The organism is Flavobacterium sp. FlaQc-57 (assembly GCF_044007395.1).
In the GTDB taxonomy this organism is placed as follows: Bacteria; Bacteroidota; Bacteroidia; order Flavobacteriales; family Flavobacteriaceae; genus Flavobacterium.
On the sequence record NZ_JBIPDA010000004.1, the window covers coordinates 22,946 to 44,252 of the forward strand.

The following is a 21,307-nucleotide window of genomic DNA, read 5'->3' on the forward strand; positions in this document are numbered from 1 at the left end:
TCTTAAAAATTGGAATTTGGGATTTTTTTATTGAGTTTTTCTGTGGAATTGGAATTTTCAATTTATAAAGAAATTAACCTTTCAAATACGCTTCTCTCACTTTTTTAAATAGGTTTGAAGAGTAAACAAATTTCACAATATCTTTATTGTCAGTTCTAAAGATTTCTTCTTTAGTTCCCTGCCACGCTTTTAATCCTTTTTTTAAGAATACGATATTTTCGCCAATTTCCATCACCGAGTTCATATCATGCGTATTAATTACAGTTGTTATATTATATTCTTCAGTAATTTCTTTAATCAAATTATCAATCAAAGTAGATGTATTTGGATCTAAACCAGAGTTTGGTTCGTCGCAAAATAAATACTTAGGGTTGTTTACAATCGCACGTGCAATTGCAACACGTTTTTGCATTCCTCCTGAAATCTCTGAAGGCAGTTTTTTATGAGCATCAACAAGATTAACTCTTTCTAGAACAAAATCAACACGCTCCTGAATTTTAGACTTGTTGTCGTTGGTGAACATTTTTAATGGAAAAGCCACATTTTCTTCAACAGTCATAGAATCAAATAAAGCACTTCCTTGAAAAACCATTCCAATTTCAGTTCTTAGTTCTCTTTTTTCATCTGGATCTAATTCTGAATAAATACGTCCGTCAAACTCAATTGCACCAGAATCAGGAGTATGAATTCCTAGTAAAGTTTTTAATAAAACGGTTTTTCCGGATCCACTTTGTCCAATAATTAAGTTCGTTTTTCCAGTTTCAAAAACTGTCGAAACACCTTTTAAAACTTTACTGTCACCAAATGATTTTTCTATGTTTTTTACTTCGATCATTATCCTAATAATAATTGAGTTAATATATAATTAAAAAGAATAATACAAACAGATGTCCATACAAATGATACCGTACTTGCTTTACCAACTTCAAGTGCACCACCTTTCATGTAGTATCCGTGAAAAGATGGAATTGTCGCTAACAACATTGCGAAAATTAAAGTTTTAATAAAGGCATAAGTGATATGAAAAGGAATAAATTCCATTTGAGCACCCTGAATAAAGTCTTCACTAGTCGAAAATCCTCCATATGCACAAGCAAGCCATCCTCCAAAAATACCCAAAAACATACTAATTCCAATTACGAAAGGATACATTAATAGCGCTACAATTTTTGGAAAAACAAGATAATTTAATGAATTAACTCCCATAACTTCTAAAGCATCAATTTGCTCAGTAACACGCATAGTTCCAATACTCGACGTGATATAAGAACCCATTTTTCCGGCCATAATTACCGAAATAAAAGTAGGAGCAAACTCCAAAATTACAGATTGACGTGTAGCAAAACCAATTAAATATTTTGGAATTAAAGGATTAGTTAAATTTAGTGCAGTCTGAATGGCAACAACTCCTCCGATGAAAAAAGAGATAAAGCAAACGATGCCAAGAGAGTCGATTATTAAATCATCGATTTCTTTGAAAATCAATTTTTTCATAACAGGCCATTTGGTCTGTTTATTGAAAATTTCTTTCAGCATTAAAAAATATCTCCCAATTTGAGATAAATAACGAATTAGCATCATAGTTTTACAAATATTGGCTAAGGTAAAAAGAAGTTATGAGTTTTGGGGTATGAGTTAAGGATTTTCGGTGTTTTTCCGAATCAAATTAACTTTTGTTTCATTTTTTCGAAACGATAATTTCTTATAAATTTAGCTTGTTCAGGGGTAACTAATAAAGGAGTTTTAGCTTTTTTAGCTTTCCAGAATCCTTTAATGTAGTCAAAAAAGAGGAGTGGTTTTTTCTTCATCATTGCCAACTTAGCAGATGCAATTGCTGTAATCCAGAAACCATATCCTAAAGTGTAAAAAGCTTCTCCTTGTTTGTAACGGGCTGTTTTGTTGTAATTTGCGCCAGTTGGTTTTAGATGTTTTACATGTAAAGTAGCATCTGTGACTATTTTCCAATCGTAATACTTACAAAGTAATTCGTCTACAGTATCCCAGCCCATTGCAGGTTTTAAGCCTCCAATTTGTTTGAAAGTTGCTGCGCGATACGCTTTCAGCGCGCCACGAATATGATCTTTATCGGTTAGGTTTTCTAAGATCCACTCGCCATTTTTTTCGATATAACAAAATCCGCCAACCATTCCGATTTTTGGATCAGATTGAAAGTGGTTAATTATAGTTTCAAAATAGTTGGGAGGAAAAATTAAGTCACCATCTATCTTCACAATAATATCATAATTAGAATCTAAAGTTTCAAAACCTTTTTGGAAGGCCTGAATTACTTTGCTTCCCGGCATATGAATGGCATCAGATGTTTTGTTCACAACTGAAATAAATGGATTTTCTTTGGCAAAACCCAAGACAATTTCTTCTGTTTTATCTGTAGAGTTATCATTTACAACAACAATTTTCGAAGGCAATACAGTTTGCGAAACCAAAGATTCTAAAGTTAAGCCAATTAAATCTTGTTCGTTGTGTGCGGGAATGACGATATAATATTTCATACAATAATTGTGAATTGTAAATTATTAATTATGAATTTTCTCTGCAACAACAATATAGTATCTTGGTGTGAAATATCTTAAAAGGGGTCTAAAACCAAACTTTTTTACAGGATGAGTGAATTTTTGGCGATCAGTTATTTTCCAGCCTGTTTTTTCTAAAAGCCAGTCTAATTGCCAGTCTTCAAATTCATGATAATGTCTGTCCCACATATCTGTTTTACTTCTGTATGCAGGAGAAAACCACAAACGTAAAGGGATAGAAATTAATAGTTTATCACATTTTACGTTTTGTAAAATAGTGTAAGGGTTAAGCAAGTGTTCGAAAATTTCAAATGCGGTAAAAACAGTATATTCTTCTGTTTGTAGCGCCGTTTGATCGTTGTCTAAATCTTCACCTTTTGTGTTTTTTACGGTATAGCCATTTTCTTCCATTATTTTAGAGAATGGATTTGGCACACCAAAATCAAAAATGGTTTCAGATGTATTAACGTGTTTTTGTAAAAACTCTAAGGTAAGTTTGAATCTTTTATTCGGAAACGTTTTTTCGTACATAGTCGTTGCGCGGAACGAAACAATCTCTCGTTCTTAATTTTATAATTAGGTCGCAAATATACTAAAAAGTCCGCATTTTAAAATGCGGACTTTTTTTTAGTTTTTACTATTTAGTCTTAGTTTGCAGTCTCATTATTCAGAGCTGAGAACTGTGACTGCGACTGAAAACTATATTTAATATCTATATACAAAAGCATTAACGTTCATTCCTGCACCAACTGAGGCAAAAATTACAACATCGCCTTTGTTAATTTCGTGATTTTCCAGTTTTCCCTGAATCAATAAATCATAAAGCGTAGGCACAGTTGCAACGCTTGAGTTTCCTAGATCATGAATACACATTGGCATTACATTTTCAGGAGGTGTTTTATCGTAAAGTTTGTAGAAACGTGCAATAATTGCTTCATCCATTTTTTCGTTGGCCTGATGAATCAAAATTTTCTTTACTTCTTCGATTGCAATTCCGCTTTTGTCTAAACAGCTTTTCATCGCAAGCGGAACTTGACTCAATGCAAATTCGTAAATTTTACGGCCATACATTTTGATGTATTTAATATCTGGATCTAAGTCTGGATTGTATGATTTTCCGAAGTATAAATAATTGGCTTCATCATTTGCAAAAGTAGCACTTTCGTAAGATAGTAAACCTGCTTCATCGTCAGAAGCTTCTAGAATTGATGCTCCGGCTCCATCAGAATAAATCATAGAATCACGATCATGATCGTCTACAACTCTCGATAAAGTTTCTGCGCCAATTACTAAAACACGTTTTGCCATTCCGGATTTGATGAATGCATTTGCCTGCAGTACACCTTCAATCCATCCCGGGCATCCAAAAAGTATATCGTAAGCTACGCATTTTGGGTTTTTGATGTCCAATTTATTTTTAACTCGTGTTGCTAAACTTGGTAAAATATCAGATTGATTTGTTCCGGCTTTTACATCGCCAAAATTGTGGGCGAAAATAATATAGTCTAAAGTTTCACGATCAATATTAGCATTTTTTAATGCTCTTTCAGCTGCGAAAAAAGCTAAATCTGATGATGTATGTTGGTCTTCGGCATAACGGCGATTTTCGATTCCGGTAATACCTTTGAATTTTTTAATTACAACTTCGTTAGGGTAACCAAAAGGAGTTCCGTCCTCATTTAAAAAAACATGATCTCCAAAGTCAGTGTTGCTTACTTCTTTATTAGGAATGTAACTTCCAATACCTATTATTTTTATTTTCATTATTCCTTGATTATCCGATAAATTTATGGCTAAATTATAAATAAAATTATGATAACTATCATAAAAAATACTATGCACGCATATAATTATGAAATAATAATTATTTATGAGATATATTGTTTATTTTTTAATGAAAATTAAGTTTGACCGAGATTTCAAACGTTTGAAATAAATACCTGCAGAATTTTTTTTTGATTTATTTTGGGGATGTGGTAAAAAATGCCTCGATTTTAAATTAAAAAAAAGTTTCAAGTTTCAGGTTTCAAGTTTTTTGGTTTTACGTTATATTGAAGCCTGAAACCTGAAATAAAAAACAAACCCGACAGGTTTTGAAAACTTGTCGGGTTCGATATAATAAAGAAAACTTATTTCTTAGTTTTCCATGTAAGCTTCGATAGGAGCACAGCTGCAAACTAAATTTCTGTCACCGTATGCATCATCAACACGACGAACAGATGGCCAGAATTTATTTTCAGCAATGTATTCTAATGGATAAGCCGCTTTTTCTCTAGAGTAAGGAAAATCCCAGTTGTCAGTAGTTAACATCGCCAATGTATGCGGTGCATTTTTCAATACATTGTTTTTATCATCGGCTGTTGCAGCTTCAATTTCTTTTCTGATTGAGATAAGAGCATCACAGAAACGATCTAACTCAGCTAAATCTTCAGATTCTGTAGGTTCGATCATTAAAGTTCCTGCTACCGGGAAAGAAACCGTAGGAGCGTGGAAACCATAATCCATCAAACGTTTTGCAATATCACCAACTTCAATTCCGTTTTCTTTAAACGAACGACAATCTAAAATCATTTCGTGAGCAGCTCTTCCACATTCTCCAGTATAAAGAATAGGGTAGTGACCTTCGAAACGAGATTTCATATAGTTAGCGTTTAAGATTGCATGTTCAGTAGCACTTTTTAATCCGTCAGCTCCCATCATTGTGATGTAACCGTAAGAAATTAAACATACTAAAGCAGATCCGTAAGGAGCAGATGAAATTGCTGTAATAGCTTGTTCGCCACCAACTTTTAAGATTGGGTTTGTTGGTAAAAATGGAACTAATTTTTCGTTCACACAAATTGGCCCAACTCCAGGTCCACCACCACCATGAGGAATAGCGAATGTTTTGTGTAAGTTTAAGTGACAAACGTCAGCGCCAATTGTAGCAGGATTTGTTAATCCAACTTGCGCGTTCATGTTTGCACCATCCATATATACTAATCCACCATTGTCGTGGATTAATTTAGTGATTTCAATAATCGAAGATTCGAAAACTCCGTGAGTAGAAGGATAAGTTACCATTAAACAAGACAAATCATCTTTGTGTTCAATCGCTTTTTCTCTTAAATCTTCTACGTCAATATTTCCTTCTGGAGTAGTTTTAGTAACAATGATTTTCATTCCGGCCATAGCTGCAGAAGCAGGATTGGTTCCGTGAGCTGATGAAGGAATTAAACATACATTACGGTGACCTTCGTTTCTTGACAAATGGTAAGCACGAATAGCCATTAAACCTGCATATTCTCCTTGAGCTCCTGAATTAGGCTGTAATGTTGTTCCGGCAAATCCTGTAATTACATTTAATTGCTCTTCTAATTTTTTAAGCATCGTGATATAACCTTCTGCTTGTTCTACTGGTGCAAAAGGGTGAATGCTGTTCCAGTTTGGCATTGATAAAGGCAACATTTCTGAAGCTGCGTTTAACTTCATCGTACAAGAACCTAATGAAATCATTGAGTGATTCAACGATAAATCTTTACGCTCTAATTTTTTGATGTAACGCATTATCTGGCTTTCTGAATGATGGTTGTTGAAAACATCATGCGTTAAGAAAGAAGATGTTCTTTCTAATGAAGCAGGTAATTGACTTGCTGCAGTTAATTCAGAAACAGTAATAGTTTCTTTACCTAAAGCTTCAGCAAAAATGGCAATAATTTGGTTGATGTCATTAATTGAAGTCGTTTCATTAAATGAAATCGAAATTGTGTCAGCATCAACATAGTAGAAGTTTACTTCGTTTTTCTCAGCAATTGCTTTTACTTTTTGAGCGTCAGCTTTAACCAAAATAGTATCAAAGTAAGCAGTATTAGTTTGTAAAACTCCTAGTTTATTTAAAGCTTCAGCAGTAGTAACTGCCGATGCGTGAACTTTGTTTGCAATGTATTGTAGTCCTTTTGGTCCGTGGTATACGGCATACATTCCAGCCATAACCGCTAATAAAACCTGAGCAGTACAAATATTTGAAGTTGCTTTTTCACGTTTAATGTGTTGCTCACGAGTTCCTAAAGCCATACGTAGAGCACGATTTCCATTTACATCAACAGAAACGCCAATAATACGACCTGGCATAGATCGTTTGTATTCGTCTTTAGTTGCAAAATAAGCAGCATGAGGACCACCATAACCCATTGGTACACCAAAACGCTGTGTAGTTCCAACAACTACTGCAGCTCCCATTTCTCCTGGAGAAGTTAAGGTTGCTAATGATAAAATATCGGCAGCAAAGGCAACTTTGATTTCGTTTTCTTTTGCTTTAGCAACAAAAGCGCTATAATCGTTTACCTGACCATATTTTCCCGGATATTGTAAAATGGCTCCAAAGAATTCATTTGAAAAATCAAAAGTTTCGTGGTTTCCAACAACTAATTCAATTCCAACCGGAGTTGAACGAGTTTGCAATATTGATAAAGTTTGTGGTAAAATTTCTTCAGAAACGAAGAACTTGTTTACATTGTTTTTCTTTTGGTCACGCGTACGAACATCAAATAATAATGCCATAGCTTCAGCAGCAGCAGTTCCTTCATCTAACAAAGAAGCGTTTGCAATTTCCATTCCTGATAACTCAATTACAGTAGTCTGGAAATTTAAAATAGCTTCAAGACGACCTTGTGCAATTTCTGCCTGATACGGTGTGTAAGCAGTATACCATCCTGGGTTTTCAAAGATATTTCTTTGAATTGGAGCAGGAACGATAGTTGGATGATAACCCAAACCAATATACGATTTGAATACTTTATTTTTCTTTCCTAATTCCTGAATATGATTTGCGAATTCGTATTCCGTCATTGCAGGATCTAAATTCAAAGGTGCTTTTAAACGAATGTCATCCGGAAGGGTTTCGTAAACAAGTTGTTCGATCGATTCAACTCCAATGGTTTGTAACATGTGTTGAAGATCTGTTTCTCTTGGGCCAATGTGTCTTAAAGCAAAAGCATCTGTTCTCATTTGTAGCTATCTAATTTTTTAAGTCAATGTAATTTCCAAAGGAGATTGCCGATTTAACCGACTGTTTCACAATGATTATTACATTTTATAGTAAATGTGTTGTTTTTTTGTGGCGCAAAATTAAGTATTATTAATAATTTAATAGGTATTTTTAACTTCAATTTTTATGAAATTTATAACTAAAGAGTTGATTTGTTAATAATTGATTAGATTTAATAAATGAAACTATTAAAACAAATATTTGATTTTTATCTGAATAGCAGTATTCACGTGGCATTGTCTTGTTATGCGTTAGTATGTGTTACGTTTCATGTGTTTCATATTCAGTATGATGCACCCATGGCTTTGTTCGTTTTTTTTGGAACAATTGTGGGGTATAATTTTGTTAAATATGATGCTTTGGTTAGAGTTAAACGAAATCCGGTAGGAACTCAACTAAAAATAATTGCCGTTTTGAGTTTTATTTCACTGATTTTAGTGGGCTATTATTTTTTTCATTTAAAACGAATTACGCAAATCGTTTCGGTTGTAATTTTTGCTATAACCGCACTTTATACTTTGCCATTTTTCCCTAATAGAAAAAATGCACGAAACTGGGCCGGAGTAAAAATTTATATTGTAGCAATTTGCTGGGTAGGAGCGACTTTAGTTTTACCATATATAAATGCCGAAATTCCGTTTATACCAGATTTTTTTATAAAATGTATTCAGCGTTTTGTATTGGTTTTTGTGCTGATTCTGGTTTTTGAAATTATTGATCTGGCAAATGATGATCCGCATTTAAAAACCGTTCCACAAACAATAGGCGTGAAGCGCACTAAGATTTTAGGATTTTCACTTTTGGTCCCGTTTTGGATTGTCGGAATATTGACATTTAGTTTTCATGATCTCATTATCAATCTCATTATGGTGGTCATGTTGATGCTGTTTATTTTATTTGCAAACCCTAATCGGTCTAAATATTACACTTCATTTTGGGTTGAAAGTGTTCCGATTTTCTGGTGGTTGATGATTACATTTCTTTGAAAGAAATTTAGATATAAAAAAACCGATGAATCAACATCGGTTTTTTTTATAAGATAATAATATTAACTCTTATTTCGTTTTTTGTTCCGCTAAGGCTTTATTCAAATCAGCTTTTGCTTCCGCTAGTTTCTTTCTTTTTTTATCGATTTTTTCTTTACTCTCTTTATCTTTTATTGCTTCATTCAAATCGGCAGTTCTTTCATTGACTTTTTTCTGTTTCTCTTTTACCTTTTTGTCAAGATCGTTGTTTACTGTTTTAGTTGTGCAATTTCTTTTCGTTTTCGAAATTGCATCTTCAACTCCTTTAATCTGACTTTGATTTCCGGCTTTTTTAGCCGCTACTAATTTGGTGTTTAATTCACACAATTTTCTTTCGCAGCCTTTTAATGTTGCGCAATTGCTTTGAGAGAATCCAACAAAAGAAATTGCAAAAAAAGCAAGGGATAAAATTTTAGTTTTTATAGTCATAAGTATCGTTTTAATTAAATAACTTTTTTTAAAAGTAAGAAATTTATTTTAAATCTGTCTTTCTGAGACTTCTTTCAGAACTTTATTTCGTTCTAAAAGGAATTGAATCAGATGTTTTTTCAAAAATAAAACATTGAATAATCTACCAAAAAATCCAAAAGGAGTTTCATATTGTAATTGATCTTTCATGATCGTAACGCCATCTTGTTCTTCAAAAAAATGCTCGTGTTTAAAAGATTTAAAATTTCCTTCTTCCATTTCATCCACAAAATAATCGTACAAATCCATTGCCGTCATTCGGCTTTTATGTGTGAGATAAAATCCAAAATGTTTACCGCGCCAAGTTACCGTTTCATTAAAATTTATTAGGCCTGAAGTTATTCCTGCAATTGCCTTTTCATTGCTTGGACTAGCAGATTGCTGATGAATGTCGATATTTCTTGAAGCATCAAAAACGATTTGTTTTGGAGCTTTGATCTTGGTCGTTAAAGTAATTGTTGTCATTAATTTGTGTTCTATTTTACGCAATCTTGTCATTTCGACAGAGGAGAAATCACACACAAGATTTGACAAAGATTGGCGATTTTGATTGCGGAGTTTCTCGTGTGATTTCTCGTTCGTCGTAATGACAAACAACGTTTAAATTAAATTTTCAAAAGCATTATCAATATCTCCAAACTTAAATTCAAATCCATTCTCTAAAAGCCTTTTCGGAATCACATTTCTACTTTTTAAAACCAATTCGGTTTCTGTTCGAATGAAGAAAAATCCAATTTCAAGAAAAAACTTGCTCATTGGAATCCCGAAAGGACAACCAACGACTTTTCTTAGTTTCTGCATAAAATCAGTATTATGAATTGGTTCAGGAGAAACTATATTTATAATCCCGCTGATTTGTTTCTGAATTATAAAATCAATTGCATTGGCAAAATCTTCTTCATGAATCCAGCTTATAAACTGATTTCCTTTTCCTTGTTTTCCGCCGAAACCAATTTTAGCCAAAGTTTTTAACGGAATAAAAGCGCCGCCATTTTTGCCTAAAACTATTGAAGTTCGCAAAGCCGTTTTTAAAGTTTTTGGCGTTTCGGTTTTAAAAAAAGCTTTTTCCCAAGACAGAGCAACATTAATAGAAAAATCATTTCCGATTTCGCCATCAACTTCATCCATTTGTTTGTCTAATGAAAAACGGTAGATTGTTGAGGTTGATGAATTCAGCCAATGTTTCGGTGGGTTTTTGCAGTTTAAAACCGCTTTGTTTAGAATCTTGGTACTTTCAATTCGAGATAATAATATTTCTTTTTTATTTTTTTGAGTGTAACGGCAATCAACAGATTTTCCTGCAAGATTAATTAAAACGGTTGCATTTTCTAATTCGTTTTCCCAACCAGAAAAAGTTCGGGCATTCCAGTTAACGTATTTGATTCCGTCAATTTTTTGAGATTTTCCTCGGGTCAGAATTACAATTTCTTCAAATTTATTTTTGAAATGATTGACCAAGACCTGTCCTAAAAAACCTGTGCCGGCTGCTATTATGAGTTTGGTCATTTTTATAGATTTAAAATTAAAAGTAAAGCAAGAATTCGATAAAGAATCCAGGTGTAAGATAGATAAAATGGAAGTTGTAAAATTTTAATTCTTCGTTGATGCTCTGTAAACATGATCAAAACGGTTATACTGAACCATCCTAAAACTAAAATTTCCGGAAGATTGATAAATTGATTTAGAATCAAGATTGGAACTAAAATCAAAGAACCCATTAAAGAAACAGTCATCAAATTTCCTGCATAATTGATTAGGGTTTTTTTATCGAAATTTAAAAGAAATAAACTTTGAAAAACAATTTGCCCAAATGCTAAAATGACTTCTCTCGTAGTATTTGATTTAGGTAAATTCGGAATCAAATTAGAATAACCAAATAAAACCAAACTTGTCAGTGTCAATGCAAATCCGATAAAAAGAAATCTATATTTATAATTGAAATCTGGAGTACATTCTAGTTTATTTCCTTCTTTTACATGCCCCGGAATAATTACTTTTCTGTTGTATGAAACAAAAGAATACATTTTTTTCAAGATGAAATGAATGGGTTTCAGTTTTGCTATTTTTTCAATTAAAGGAAAAGAAAATCCAACAACTTTTATCAAACTATCAATTCCGTAAATAACCGTTTTAGTTTTGTTGTCGACTAAAGCAATTTCATTTGGAGCACGATTTAAGTCCACGAAACTTTGTTCTTCTGTAGACAATTGGCAATATGATTTTCTTCCATTTTCATCTAGCATTCCGCTTTTTACAAATCCAGTTGTGTATAAACTGCAAAGCGGACAATCTTCATCATAAAGCAAGGTTTGGTTTTCGAGCGTTTTCATAGTAATGATTTTAAAGATTAATAAATGATTGAAATGCTAATTGTGATTTTCTTTCAGAAGTAATACTGGTTGGAGTCTTCGTTTGTTTTTTACTTTAATTGCAGAACCTTTAGCCAAGAAAACTGAAGTTGGATTTAGATCTTGTAAAAATTCAAAATCGTGGCCGTAGGTTTTCCCAAAATCAATGTCAATGCTATGATTTAAAACTTCAAATTGTTCCCATCTTGGATGCTGAACTTCGTATTCAAAAGTAGTTTCGTTATCAATTTTTGTGTATCCGAAATAATGTTCTGTGATGAATTCAGCTTCAGAATCTACTTCAATTTCTGTTGGATTCTGATTGGTTTCTATTTGAATTGTATTCCAGTTTTTGTCATTTTTCCATTGATAAATAAAAGTATTCGTGTTTTTGTTTTCAATGATTTCATGTCTCATTTTCTGAGTTTCATAATGTTCCTGATATAAAGTATTTGCAATAAAAGTGATGGCTTTTTTAGGAACAATTTCTTTAATGAAAACGACACCGCGTTTCCATTTTCCATTTTCAAAACGTTTTACGTAAAATCTTAAATTTACTTCTTCAAAATCTACATGAAAAGGAATTTTAAATCCTAAAACTTTGGTGTTTTTAAACATGAAACCTACTAAACTCACATAACATTTGTTGTTCCATAAATCTATTTCTGTTCCGGCGGGAATATATTTCTCTAAAAGTTTAGTATCAACTTCATAATTGAAAAGGGCTAAGTTTTTCCATTCTGCTTTTAAGAAGTTCATTTGTTCGCTTTTTTATAAATTATTAAAGTAAGATGTAATGCAAGGATTACCGGCAGCGCATAAAAGAAATAAATTTTGAAATCATGTTGGGGTAAATAAGGATTGATGCAAACCATAAAGAAGAAGAATATCACTCCATAGATATAGAATTGCAGCATTTTATTGTGAGGCTCATCTATTAACATACATCCTCCAATGGTTACCTGAAACAATCCTGTAAGTATGCTGAACAATAAACCGAATGCAATAAGATCTGTAATTTTTAAGAAAGTCAGGAGAAAAAATATTGCTGGTACACCAACAAAAAAGTAATTGAGATAATTAATATTTTTCATGATCAAAAAGTGCTAAGTTTTTCGATTTTACGGTTAAAAGTTTATTTGTCTACTTTTTTATAGATTATCATTGAAAGATATATTGCCAAAAGCAATGGAGCTGGACATAATATATAATTAATAAAAATGTTATAGCCTATTAAGTGATTAACTAGCCAAAGAAGAAAGAATGAAATCACTCCAAGCGTATAATATTGTAGCTCTTTATCATTTGGGTTATCAGCTAGCATTTTTATTGCTAATAAGAATTGAAGAAGCCCAGTTAGCATTGTAGATAATAATGCAAATATTAATGCTCCTTCTTCAAAAAATGGCCATGTAAGTAATATTAGAAAAGGAAGGCCGATTGCGAACGTGTTTATGTATTTAATAATTTTCATATTTATTGTTTGTTTTAAACTTTCAGAAAAAAATGAAAGTTTTGATTAAATTTTTTTACTTCATGATTTTTAATACCAAACGCCCCAACCAGTTTTCGTTGAATTCAGTCATTTTGTCTAACATGTTATCCGCTTTTAAAACGAAGTCGTACAATTTTGAAGTTTGATCAACAAAGTGTTTTTCTTCTGCCGAATTACTGGCGTCAATTGTCGAAACTTCTTTTAGTATTTTAAGAGCTGGTTTAATTTCTCGTTTGCTTCTTTCTCGTGCAATTTTCACAGCCAGTTCGTCTAAATCTTTCTCGGCAGTAAAAAACTCTCTTCTTTCTCCGGCTTTGTATTCTTTATATACAATTCCCCAATCCATTAAAGCTTTTAGATTCATGCTGGTATTTCCGCGGGAAATCTGCAATTCATCCATGATGTCTTCCATTGAAACAGGTTCGTTCGAAACCATTAATAAAGCATGGATTTGTGCCATGGTTTTATTAATTCCCCATTGAGAACCTAATGCTCCCCAGGTTTGTACGAACTTGTTTTTTGCTTCTCTGAATTCCATAGATCAAATGTAAGTAAAAGTTTTTAAACTTTCAAAAAAAAATGAAAGTTATTTTAATGCTTATTAAAGTTATGTTAATTTGAGACTCGAAATTTTTGATTAAATAATGTAAAAGATATTTTTGTAAAAATCACTTTTATGGAATTATACTACACATTTTCAATACTAATTGTATTGGCTTCTTTCTTCGCCTATTTAAATTTAAGATTTTTAAAACTTCCCGGAACTATTGGAATAATGATTATTGCAATGTTGGTTTCTTTAGGAATTCGTCTTTTGGGAGATTCATATTTTCCTGCAACTACAAAACATTTTTTTGAATTAATAAAAGAATTTGACTTCAATGAAATCTTGATGGGGGCAATGCTGAACTTTCTTTTGTTCGCTGGCGCACTCCATGTTAATATGTCTGATCTTAAAGAGCAAAAAGTTCCTATTATAATTTATTCGACAGTCAGTGTTGTATTATCTGCATTAATCGTTTCAATGCTTCTCTTTTACATAGCACCTGTTTTTGGAATAAAAATTCCTTACATATTTTGTTTGGTTTTTGGAACATTAATTTCTCCAACCGATCCAATTGTGGTGTTGGGTGTTTTAAAACAAGCAAAAGTTCCCAAAAGAATAGAAACCAAAATTGTTGGTGAATCTTTGTTTAACGATGGAGTTGCCGTAGTTATGTTTGCTGTTGTTTTAAAAATGGCAACAGATCCGTCATTCGATATGACTTTTGGTTCTATCGCCTGGTTGTTTGCAAAAGAGGGAATTGGCGGACTTTTATTAGGAGCTGTTTTAGGATATACAGCATCAAGAGTTATGAAGAAAATTGATGACTATAAAGTTTCTGTTTTAATAACGCTTTCTATTGTGATGGGTGGATTCTTGATTGCCCAAAGCTTACACGTTTCAAGCCCGTTGGCAATGGTTGTAGCCGGATTGATTATTGGTAATTATGGTAAAGAAGTCGCAATGAGCGAAGAAACCAAAGATTATTTAGGGAAATTCTGGGAACTTATTGATGAGATATTAAATGCTATTTTATTCTTATTTATTGGTTTTGAATTGTTGTTGCTTCCAGATTTAAACAAGCAACTGGCAATAGGTTTTGCAGCTATTTTTATAGTGTTATTTTCTAGAATTGCTTCTATAGTTTTGCCATGGAAATTCTTTGATATATTTAAATTTTTCGGAATTAAATCTGCTTACAATAAAGGTTCTTTAATGGTGATGGTTTGGGGAGGAATTAGAGGAGGAGTTTCTATTGCATTGGTGCTTTCTATGCCTGAAGGAGAATATAAAAGCCTTTTACTGGAAGTAACTTATATTGTAGTACTGTTTTCAATTGTGGTACAAGGATTGACCGTTGGAAAATTAGCAAATAAGGTTTTAGAGAAAGAGTAAAAAGAATATAGAAAATAGAGTATAGAGTAAAGAATAAAAATTTTATTTTTAAGATTGAAAAAGGGCTGTCTCAAAAGTGAGTCAGCCCTTTTTTAATTGTTCCAGCGGAGCGATATAATTAACCCGATTTTTTTATCGTTTGTCTTCTTTAGAATAATTTGAAACGCCATTAATATCAATTGGGTTTCCTAAAAAACGAGGTTCTCTATTTCTTAAAACATCCAAAAAGGATTTGAAAATAGAACCGTATTCTCTAAAAGTTACATATTTATAACCTAAATATTCTCCTGAATTTGCAGAGTATCCCACAGATTTAATTCCAAGTTTTTGTCCAATGTAAATTGCACGGTTCAAATGATATTCCTGAGATATTAAAGTTGCTTTTTTGATGTTGAAGATATGTTTCGCACGATACATGGTCGAATAGGTATCAAAACCTGCATAGTCAATGAATATTTTTGTGGTGTCAACTCCGTGATTAAAACAATAGTTTTTCATCACAGTCAATTCATCATATTCATCACGGCCATTATCTCCTGAAAGTAAAATTTTATTGATGCGTTTTGCTTTCCATAGTAGAATTCCAGCGTCTAAACGATCTTTTAAATATTTGCTTGGTTGATCTCCATTAATTCCCGCACCAAAAATAATTCCAACATCATTTTTAGGGAATTTTTTAATCGAATAATAAATGTTTTTTTTGGTCGAAGATTTCACGTAGTAATTTACAGAAACAATTGCAATTAATCCAATGATTGCGAGATAAAGGGCGATTTTAAGATATTTTTTCACGGCTTATATTTGTAAGATTAAGATTTAATAACACGAAGATAACTAAAGTAAAACCAAATAAAAAACCGAAGTATTTCTACCTCGGTTTCTAATATTCTAATAAGTCTAAAATATCTAAGAAAGTCTAGACTAATCCCGCTCTTTTTAACAAAGCTTCTGGTTTTGGTTCCTGACCTCTAAAACGTTTATATAAAATCATAGGATGTTCTGTTCCTCCTTTTGAAAGTACATTGTCTTTGAATTTTGTTGCCACTTCATGATCGAAAATTCCTTTTTCCTGGAAATATTCAAAAGCGTCAGCATCCAGAACTTCAGCCCATTTGTAGCTATAATATCCGGAAGAATATCCACCTTGAAAAATATGAGAAAAAGCAGTACTCATGGCATTTTCTTTTACATCAGGATACAATTGCGTGTTTGCAAATTGTTCCGTTTCGAAAGTTTTAAGATCAGTAATGTTTGTCGGATCTTGTCCGTGCCAAGCCATATCTAATAAACCAAAACTCAATTGACGTAAAGTTGCTAAACCTTCTTGAAAACTTGCACTTTCTTTAATTTTCTGAACGTACTCAATCGGAATGATTTCTCCGTTTTCATAATGATTCGCAAACAAAGCCAAAGCTTCCGGCTCGTAACACCAGTTTTCCATAATCTGACTTGGTAATTCTACAAAATCCCAAAATACAGAAGTTCCGGATAAACTCGGGTAAACCGTATTGGCCAACATTCCATGTAAACCGTGACCAAATTCATGGAATAAAGTAGTTACTTCATTAAAAGTCAATAATGATGGTTTTGTTTCTGTAGGTTTTGTAAAATTACAAACGTTCGAAATATGCGGTCTTTCGTTAACGCCGTCTTTTATAGATTGCGATTTGAATGAAGTCATCCAGGCACCGTTTCTTTTTCCTTTTCTTGGAAAGAAATCAGCATAGAAAATCGAAACTAAATTATTTTCAGCATCTGTTACTTCATAAGTAGTAACTTCTTCGTGGTATTTATCAATGTCAAAAACTTCAGTAAAAGTTAATCCGTATAGTTTTTTGGCAACTGTAAAAGCGCCGTTTAGTACTTTTTCTAACTGAAAATATGGTTTTAGTTTTTCATCATCTAAATTAAAAAGCTGCTGTTTTAATTTTTCAGAATAATAAGCGCCGTCCCATTTCTCAAGTTCTTCAATTCCGTCTAATTCTTTTGCAAAAGCAGTTAATTCTGCAAATTCTTTTTGAGCTGCAGGTTTTGCTTTAGCTAATAAATCATTCAAAAACGAAAAAACTTTTTCAGGACTTTCGGCCATTCTTTCTTCTAAAACAAAATGTGCATGCGTTTTATAACCTAATAAATTAGCTCTTTCAAAACGTAATTTGGCAATTTTCAGAACATTTTCCTGATTGTCGAATTCGTTATTCTGAAATGACCTTGCGCCAAAAGCAATTGCCATCTTTTTACGCAATTCACGATTGTCTGCATAAGTCAAAAACGGAACATAACTAGGATGATCTAAAGTGAAAATCCAGCCTTCTTTTTCCTGACTTTTTGCTAATAATCTTGCCGCTTCAATAGTTCCTTCCGGTAATCCGGCTAAATCCTTTTTATCGGTTAAATGCAATTCGAAAGCATTGGTTTCTGCCAAAACATTTTCGCCAAATTGAAGACTTAATTTAGATAATTCTTTGTCGATTTCTCTTAATTGATCTTTTTTATCTTCTGGTAAATTTGCTCCATTTCTGGAAAAACTTTTATATTTTTTATCTAAAAGAGTAGTTTGCTCCGGATTCAGATTTAAGGTGTCTTTCTGCTCGTAAACGCTTTTTATTTTAGCAAATAAAGCTGCGTTTAGCGTAATGTCATTTCCAAATTCAGATAGTAAAGGCGAAACTTCCTGCGCGATTTTTTGCATTTCGTCGCTCGTTTCTGCCGAATTTAGATTGAAAAAAATACTAGATAAACGATCTAAAATATCTCCAGAAAAATCCATTGCAACAACAGTGTTTTCAAAAGTTGGTGCTTCCGGATTATTTACGATCGCATCGATTTCGGCTTTAGCCAAAGCAATTCCTTCCTGAAAAGCCGGAAGATAATCTTCGATTTTAATTTGTGAAAAAGGAGCTGTGTTATGTTTAGTTATAAATTTTGAAAGTAAAACGTTCATTATGATATAATATTTTTTATTAATTGAAGTCAATATTTTTGAATTCCAAAGATAGCAATTTATAAAAATCTAATCGTCTTAACAAAACCGATTCTCGGCATAAAATCCTCTTAAATTGTGTTATAGATATGTTATTTATTTCTGCAGGAGGTTTTAAAAGCGTAAATTGAAAAAATGCGATTAGAATTATAATGCTAATCATAAATTGTAAAATAGAGAAGAATGAACTATCAAATAGTAATAAAGAGAATCGATACGGTTAATGAAGTAGAAGGATATTGGTCTGATGAAGATTTTATTCAGTTGTTAGAAAAATTTAATTATCCTGAAGGAGCAACAGCGGATAAAGCGAGTTTGCCGGAATTATTAGAAATGGCTATTTCGGATTTCGAGCCTAATGAAGCCGCTGAGATAGTTTTGAAATATAAATTTGATGATCGATTAAACGAGGGACAAATTGAGCAGATATCGCATAATATGTTAATTGATAAAGTTTGCGAAGAATATCCGGAAATAGATATGCAGGGTACTTTATTTCATATCAATCAATTGCTTTTTAAAGCTTATAACGGGAAATTCCCAAATGCAAAAGCTTCTATTGTTCATTTTTCTATGACTCCAACTGATGGTGAAGTACAAAAGTTGACAGCCGAAAATGTACTGAAATTATTGAACAAAGGTTTGTCAGATAGAAATCTTATCAAAAGATTATTTGAAAATCAAATGTCTCAAAATATTCCGTTTCCTGAAGCTGAAGGTATTGTTTGGGAATTGAAAACAGAAGATGATGTAAATTACAATCTGGTTACGTCAGAAAATTGGATAAATAAGGAAGACATAAAGGAATACGAATTTGAATCTGTCTTGGAAGAAATTGAAGATGAAGCGTAATATTAGTTTTCAGTTTTCAGTCGCAGTTTTCAGTGTTAACTGCGACTGAAAACTAAAAAACTATTTCAATCCTTCAGCAGCTTTATTAACCGCTGCTTTCAATTCTTCTTTATAAGAGATAATTGTATCAAGAACTTTTTTATCGTGACTTCCAATAATTTGCGCTGCTAGAATTCCAGCATTTTTTGCTCCGTTTAAAGCAACCGTTGCAACCGGAACTCCGCCCGGCATTTGAAGAATCGATAAAACCGAATCCCAGCCATCTATAGAATTGCTTGATTTTACCGGAACTCCAATTACAGGAAGTGGCGACATTGAAGCAACCATTCCAGGTAAATGTGCCGCTCCGCCAGCTCCGGCAATAATTACCGAAATTCCGCGAGTATGAGCATTTTTACTGAAATCGAATAATTTTTCCGGCGTTCTGTGTGCCGAAACGATATCTACTTCAGTTTCAATATTGAATTGTTTTAATATGTCGATGGCATCTTGCATGACTGGCATGTCTGAGATACTTCCCATTATAATAGCTACTTTGCTCATTTGTTTTTTGTTTATTTCGTTTCAGGTTTCATGTTTCAAGTTTGGTTGAGACTGAAAACTATATTTTATTTAAGTTGTGAACTGTGACTGTTAACTGCGACTAATTGCTAATCACTCTAATCGTATTCTTAACTTCCTCTGCAATTCTTCTTGCTTCAGCCATATCTTCATTTACAATCGTAACGTGACCCATTTTTCTGAAAGGACGCGTTTGTTTTTTACCGTAAATGTGTGGTGTAACGCCATTCCATCCTAAAATAGTTTCGATATTTTCATAAACAACATTTCCGGAAAAACCTTCTGCACCAACTAAATTTACCATAACTCCGGCAACTTTGCTGTCAGTATTTCCTAAAGGTAAGTCTAAAATTGCACGTAAATGATTTTCGAATTGTGAAGTATAACTTGCTTCGATAGAATAATGTCCTGAATTGTGTGGGCGAGGAGCAACTTCATTTACCAAGATTTCATCGTCGTTGGTTTGAAACATTTCAACTGCCAAAAGTCCAACGTGGTTAAATTTCTCTGAAACATTCAAAGCAATTGCTCGGGCTTTTTCGGCCACTTTTTCATCGATTCTTGCAGGACAAATTACATATTCTACTTGGTTGGCTTCCGGATGAAATTCCATTTCGACAACCGGATATGTTTTAATTTCTCCCGATGGATTTCTGCAAACAATAACCGCCAATTCATTTTTAAACGGAATCATTGTTTCTGCTATACACTCTACATTTGGAAGATTATCCAAATCAGAAACCTGACGAATTACTTTTACGCCATTTCCGTCGTAACCAAATTCAGTACATTTCCAAACGAAAGGCATCTCGACTCCGCTCGATGTGACAACAGATTTCAATTTTTCTAAATTTTCAAATCTTTCAAAAGGAGCCGTTGGGATATTATTATCTGCGTAAAATTGTTTCTGAATTCCTTTATTCTGAATTCCCTTTAAGGTTTTTGGAGAAGGATATATTTTTAAACCTTCATTTTCTAATTGTGTCAAAGCTTCAAGATTGACCAATTCAATTTCGAAAGTTAAAACATCAACTTGTTTTCCAAAATTATAAACCGTTTCATAATCCATCAAATCACCCTGAAAGAATTTATTGCAGGCAATTTTACTCGGAGCTTCGTCACTCGGATCTAAAACATATGTTTGTATATCAAATTTTCTAGTGTCAAACAAAAGCATTTTGCCCAATTGTCCGCCACCTAATATTCCTAATTTAAAATCAGAAGAAAAATAATTCATTGTAGTTGTGTTTTTGCAAAGATACTTTTTAATCTTTTTTTTGCCATGATATGGAGTAAGATTATTTTTTTGCCACGAATTTCGCGATTTTTTTACTGTTGATTAATCTGTGGCTAAAAATTTAACCGCAAAGTACACAAAGTTTTACGCAAAGTTCGCAAAGGTTTTTAGTTGAGGCTATAAATAGCAGCAAGGGTCACAAAGATTTGCGAACTTTGTGTTTTCTCAACATAATATTAGGGTAAAAAACTTAGCGTGCTTTGCGGTAAAATTAATCTGTGGCAAACTTACTTTTCTATTTTCTTCAAAACTTCTCTCGCAACCGCTTTATATGCTGCAGAATGATCTCCATAATCTTTGTTTAAAATAATTCGTAATTCGGGATGAATCCAATCGTAGTGATTTCCTAAAACATATAAAGTCCTTATCGAATAAGCTTTTGTTGCCACTTTTACGTCGTTAATAAGCCAGTCAAAAGAAGCTTCAATACAATCCTGAAGATTTTTTTCGGAAAGAGAAATGCTATTATCGTCTTTTTTATAATGTGATTTTACTAAAAGCTGAACAATTTTTGCAATAGGACGAATGGCACTTTCATCTTTTAAAACCTTTAAATTCGAGCAGAAGAAATCAAGATGAGGTTGTAGCCAAATCAATTCTTCGTAAGAAACAAATTCCAGAATCCAACAGGCTTTATGATTGTTTTTGTCAGATGGCGAAAAACAAATCGAAACCAGTTCTTTAAATAAAGAAGGATTTTCCAGAACATCTTGTGCGACCTTAAGACGATTTTCTCTGTAGGCTTTTAGATAATCGAGTTTTGTTTGTAATTCAGAAGACAT

General features: G+C 32.8%; 22 protein-coding genes. 3 read left to right on the top strand and 19 right to left on the bottom strand.

What is annotated here, in order from left to right:
• Window positions 1–73: 73 nt before the first annotated feature.
• The 6 genes from ACHRVZ_RS13480 to gcvP all read right to left on the bottom strand — a co-directional run bounded on the left by ACHRVZ_RS13480 (window position 74) and on the right by gcvP (window position 7,517).
• Window positions 74–835 (bottom strand): ABC transporter ATP-binding protein, encoded by a 762-nt coding sequence (locus ACHRVZ_RS13480; RefSeq protein ID WP_395423099.1) that lies wholly within the window; start codon window positions 833–835, stop codon window positions 74–76.
• A complete protein-coding gene (locus ACHRVZ_RS13485) occupies window positions 835–1,581 on the bottom strand; it encodes an ABC transporter permease (RefSeq protein ID WP_041516219.1) in 747 nt (248 codons plus the stop codon). Before ACHRVZ_RS13485 ends, ACHRVZ_RS13480 begins: the two co-directional genes overlap by 1 nt.
• An 80-nt stretch (window positions 1,582–1,661) precedes the next feature.
• A complete protein-coding gene (locus ACHRVZ_RS13490) occupies window positions 1,662–2,510 on the bottom strand; it encodes a glycosyltransferase family 2 protein (RefSeq protein ID WP_395423100.1) in 849 nt (282 codons plus the stop codon).
• A 24-nt stretch (window positions 2,511–2,534) separates the two neighbouring features.
• Window positions 2,535–3,062, bottom strand: a complete 528-nt coding sequence (locus ACHRVZ_RS13495; RefSeq protein WP_395423101.1) for a methyltransferase — start codon at window positions 3,060–3,062, stop codon at window positions 2,535–2,537.
• 174 nt (window positions 3,063–3,236) lie between these two features.
• Entirely contained in the window at window positions 3,237–4,295 is a 1,059-nt protein-coding gene (locus ACHRVZ_RS13500) for a 3-oxoacyl-ACP synthase III family protein (RefSeq protein WP_395423102.1), read from the bottom strand.
• 372 nt (window positions 4,296–4,667) lie between these two features.
• Window positions 4,668–7,517 (bottom strand): aminomethyl-transferring glycine dehydrogenase, encoded by a 2,850-nt coding sequence (gene gcvP, locus ACHRVZ_RS13505; RefSeq protein ID WP_395423103.1) that lies wholly within the window; start codon window positions 7,515–7,517, stop codon window positions 4,668–4,670.
• A gap of 219 nt (window positions 7,518–7,736) precedes the next feature.
• On the opposite strand from gcvP, the gene ACHRVZ_RS13510 reads away from it, so the two are divergent.
• Window positions 7,737–8,543: a hypothetical protein gene (locus ACHRVZ_RS13510; protein WP_395423105.1), complete on the top strand. Its 807-nt coding sequence runs from the start codon at window positions 7,737–7,739 to the stop codon at window positions 8,541–8,543.
• A 69-nt stretch (window positions 8,544–8,612) separates the two neighbouring features.
• Here ACHRVZ_RS13510 and ACHRVZ_RS13515 read toward each other — a convergent pair whose 3' ends face one another.
• The 8 genes from ACHRVZ_RS13515 to ACHRVZ_RS13550 all read right to left on the bottom strand — a co-directional run bounded on the left by ACHRVZ_RS13515 (window position 8,613) and on the right by ACHRVZ_RS13550 (window position 13,431).
• Window positions 8,613–9,011, bottom strand: coding sequence for a DUF1090 family protein (locus ACHRVZ_RS13515; protein ID WP_395423107.1), 399 nt, complete (start codon window positions 9,009–9,011; stop codon window positions 8,613–8,615).
• A gap of 48 nt (window positions 9,012–9,059) precedes the next feature.
• Window positions 9,060–9,515 (bottom strand): SRPBCC family protein, encoded by a 456-nt coding sequence (locus ACHRVZ_RS13520; protein WP_395423108.1) that lies wholly within the window; start codon window positions 9,513–9,515, stop codon window positions 9,060–9,062.
• Window positions 9,516–9,650: 135 nt separating this feature from the next.
• Complete coding sequence (locus ACHRVZ_RS13525; protein ID WP_395423109.1) at window positions 9,651–10,556, bottom strand: TIGR01777 family oxidoreductase; 906 nt, start codon at window positions 10,554–10,556, stop codon at window positions 9,651–9,653.
• 2 nt (window positions 10,557–10,558) lie between these two features.
• Complete coding sequence (locus ACHRVZ_RS13530) at window positions 10,559–11,380, bottom strand: hypothetical protein (protein ID WP_395423110.1); 822 nt, start codon at window positions 11,378–11,380, stop codon at window positions 10,559–10,561.
• Window positions 11,381–11,416: 36 nt separating this feature from the next.
• A complete protein-coding gene (locus ACHRVZ_RS13535) occupies window positions 11,417–12,157 on the bottom strand; it encodes a YqjF family protein (RefSeq protein WP_395423111.1) in 741 nt (246 codons plus the stop codon).
• Window positions 12,154–12,492 carry a hypothetical protein gene (locus tag ACHRVZ_RS13540; protein ID WP_395423112.1) on the bottom strand — a complete coding sequence of 113 codons (339 nt, stop codon included), beginning with the start codon at window positions 12,490–12,492 and terminating at the stop codon, window positions 12,154–12,156. Before ACHRVZ_RS13540 ends, ACHRVZ_RS13535 begins: the two co-directional genes overlap by 4 nt.
• 41 nt (window positions 12,493–12,533) lie before the next feature.
• Window positions 12,534–12,872, bottom strand: coding sequence for a hypothetical protein (locus ACHRVZ_RS13545; RefSeq protein ID WP_395423113.1), 339 nt, complete (start codon window positions 12,870–12,872; stop codon window positions 12,534–12,536).
• 55 nt (window positions 12,873–12,927) lie between these two features.
• Window positions 12,928–13,431, bottom strand: coding sequence for a GbsR/MarR family transcriptional regulator (locus ACHRVZ_RS13550; protein ID WP_395423115.1), 504 nt, complete (start codon window positions 13,429–13,431; stop codon window positions 12,928–12,930).
• A gap of 138 nt (window positions 13,432–13,569) precedes the next feature.
• Here ACHRVZ_RS13550 and ACHRVZ_RS13555 point away from each other — a divergent pair, with 138 nt between their 5' ends.
• Window positions 13,570–14,832: a cation:proton antiporter gene (locus tag ACHRVZ_RS13555; RefSeq protein ID WP_395423117.1), complete on the top strand. Its 1,263-nt coding sequence runs from the start codon at window positions 13,570–13,572 to the stop codon at window positions 14,830–14,832.
• Between the two features lie 132 nt (window positions 14,833–14,964).
• On the opposite strand, the gene ACHRVZ_RS13560 is transcribed toward ACHRVZ_RS13555, so the two are convergent.
• Together ACHRVZ_RS13560 and ACHRVZ_RS13565 are read right to left on the bottom strand one after the other, a co-directional pair.
• Window positions 14,965–15,624, bottom strand: coding sequence for a vancomycin high temperature exclusion protein (locus ACHRVZ_RS13560; protein ID WP_395423119.1), 660 nt, complete (start codon window positions 15,622–15,624; stop codon window positions 14,965–14,967).
• 124 nt (window positions 15,625–15,748) lie between these two features.
• Window positions 15,749–17,776 (bottom strand): M3 family metallopeptidase, encoded by a 2,028-nt coding sequence (locus ACHRVZ_RS13565; RefSeq protein ID WP_395423120.1) that lies wholly within the window; start codon window positions 17,774–17,776, stop codon window positions 15,749–15,751.
• A 222-nt stretch (window positions 17,777–17,998) separates the two neighbouring features.
• On the opposite strand from ACHRVZ_RS13565, the gene ACHRVZ_RS13570 reads away from it, so the two are divergent.
• A complete protein-coding gene (locus ACHRVZ_RS13570) occupies window positions 17,999–18,667 on the top strand; it encodes a hypothetical protein (RefSeq protein WP_395423121.1) in 669 nt (222 codons plus the stop codon).
• A 60-nt stretch (window positions 18,668–18,727) separates the two neighbouring features.
• Here the strand turns inward: ACHRVZ_RS13570 and purE are convergent, their stop codons facing one another.
• The 3 genes from purE to ACHRVZ_RS13585 form a co-directional block, all read right to left on the bottom strand.
• Window positions 18,728–19,210, bottom strand: coding sequence for a 5-(carboxyamino)imidazole ribonucleotide mutase (gene purE / locus ACHRVZ_RS13575; protein ID WP_132036326.1), 483 nt, complete (start codon window positions 19,208–19,210; stop codon window positions 18,728–18,730).
• A 100-nt stretch (window positions 19,211–19,310) separates the two neighbouring features.
• Window positions 19,311–20,465: a 5-(carboxyamino)imidazole ribonucleotide synthase gene (locus tag ACHRVZ_RS13580; protein ID WP_395423122.1), complete on the bottom strand. Its 1,155-nt coding sequence runs from the start codon at window positions 20,463–20,465 to the stop codon at window positions 19,311–19,313.
• A 287-nt stretch (window positions 20,466–20,752) separates the two neighbouring features.
• The gene (locus ACHRVZ_RS13585) at window positions 20,753–21,307 is read right to left on the bottom strand and encodes a hypothetical protein (protein WP_395423123.1); all 555 of its coding nucleotides are present in this window, start codon (window positions 21,305–21,307) and stop codon (window positions 20,753–20,755) included.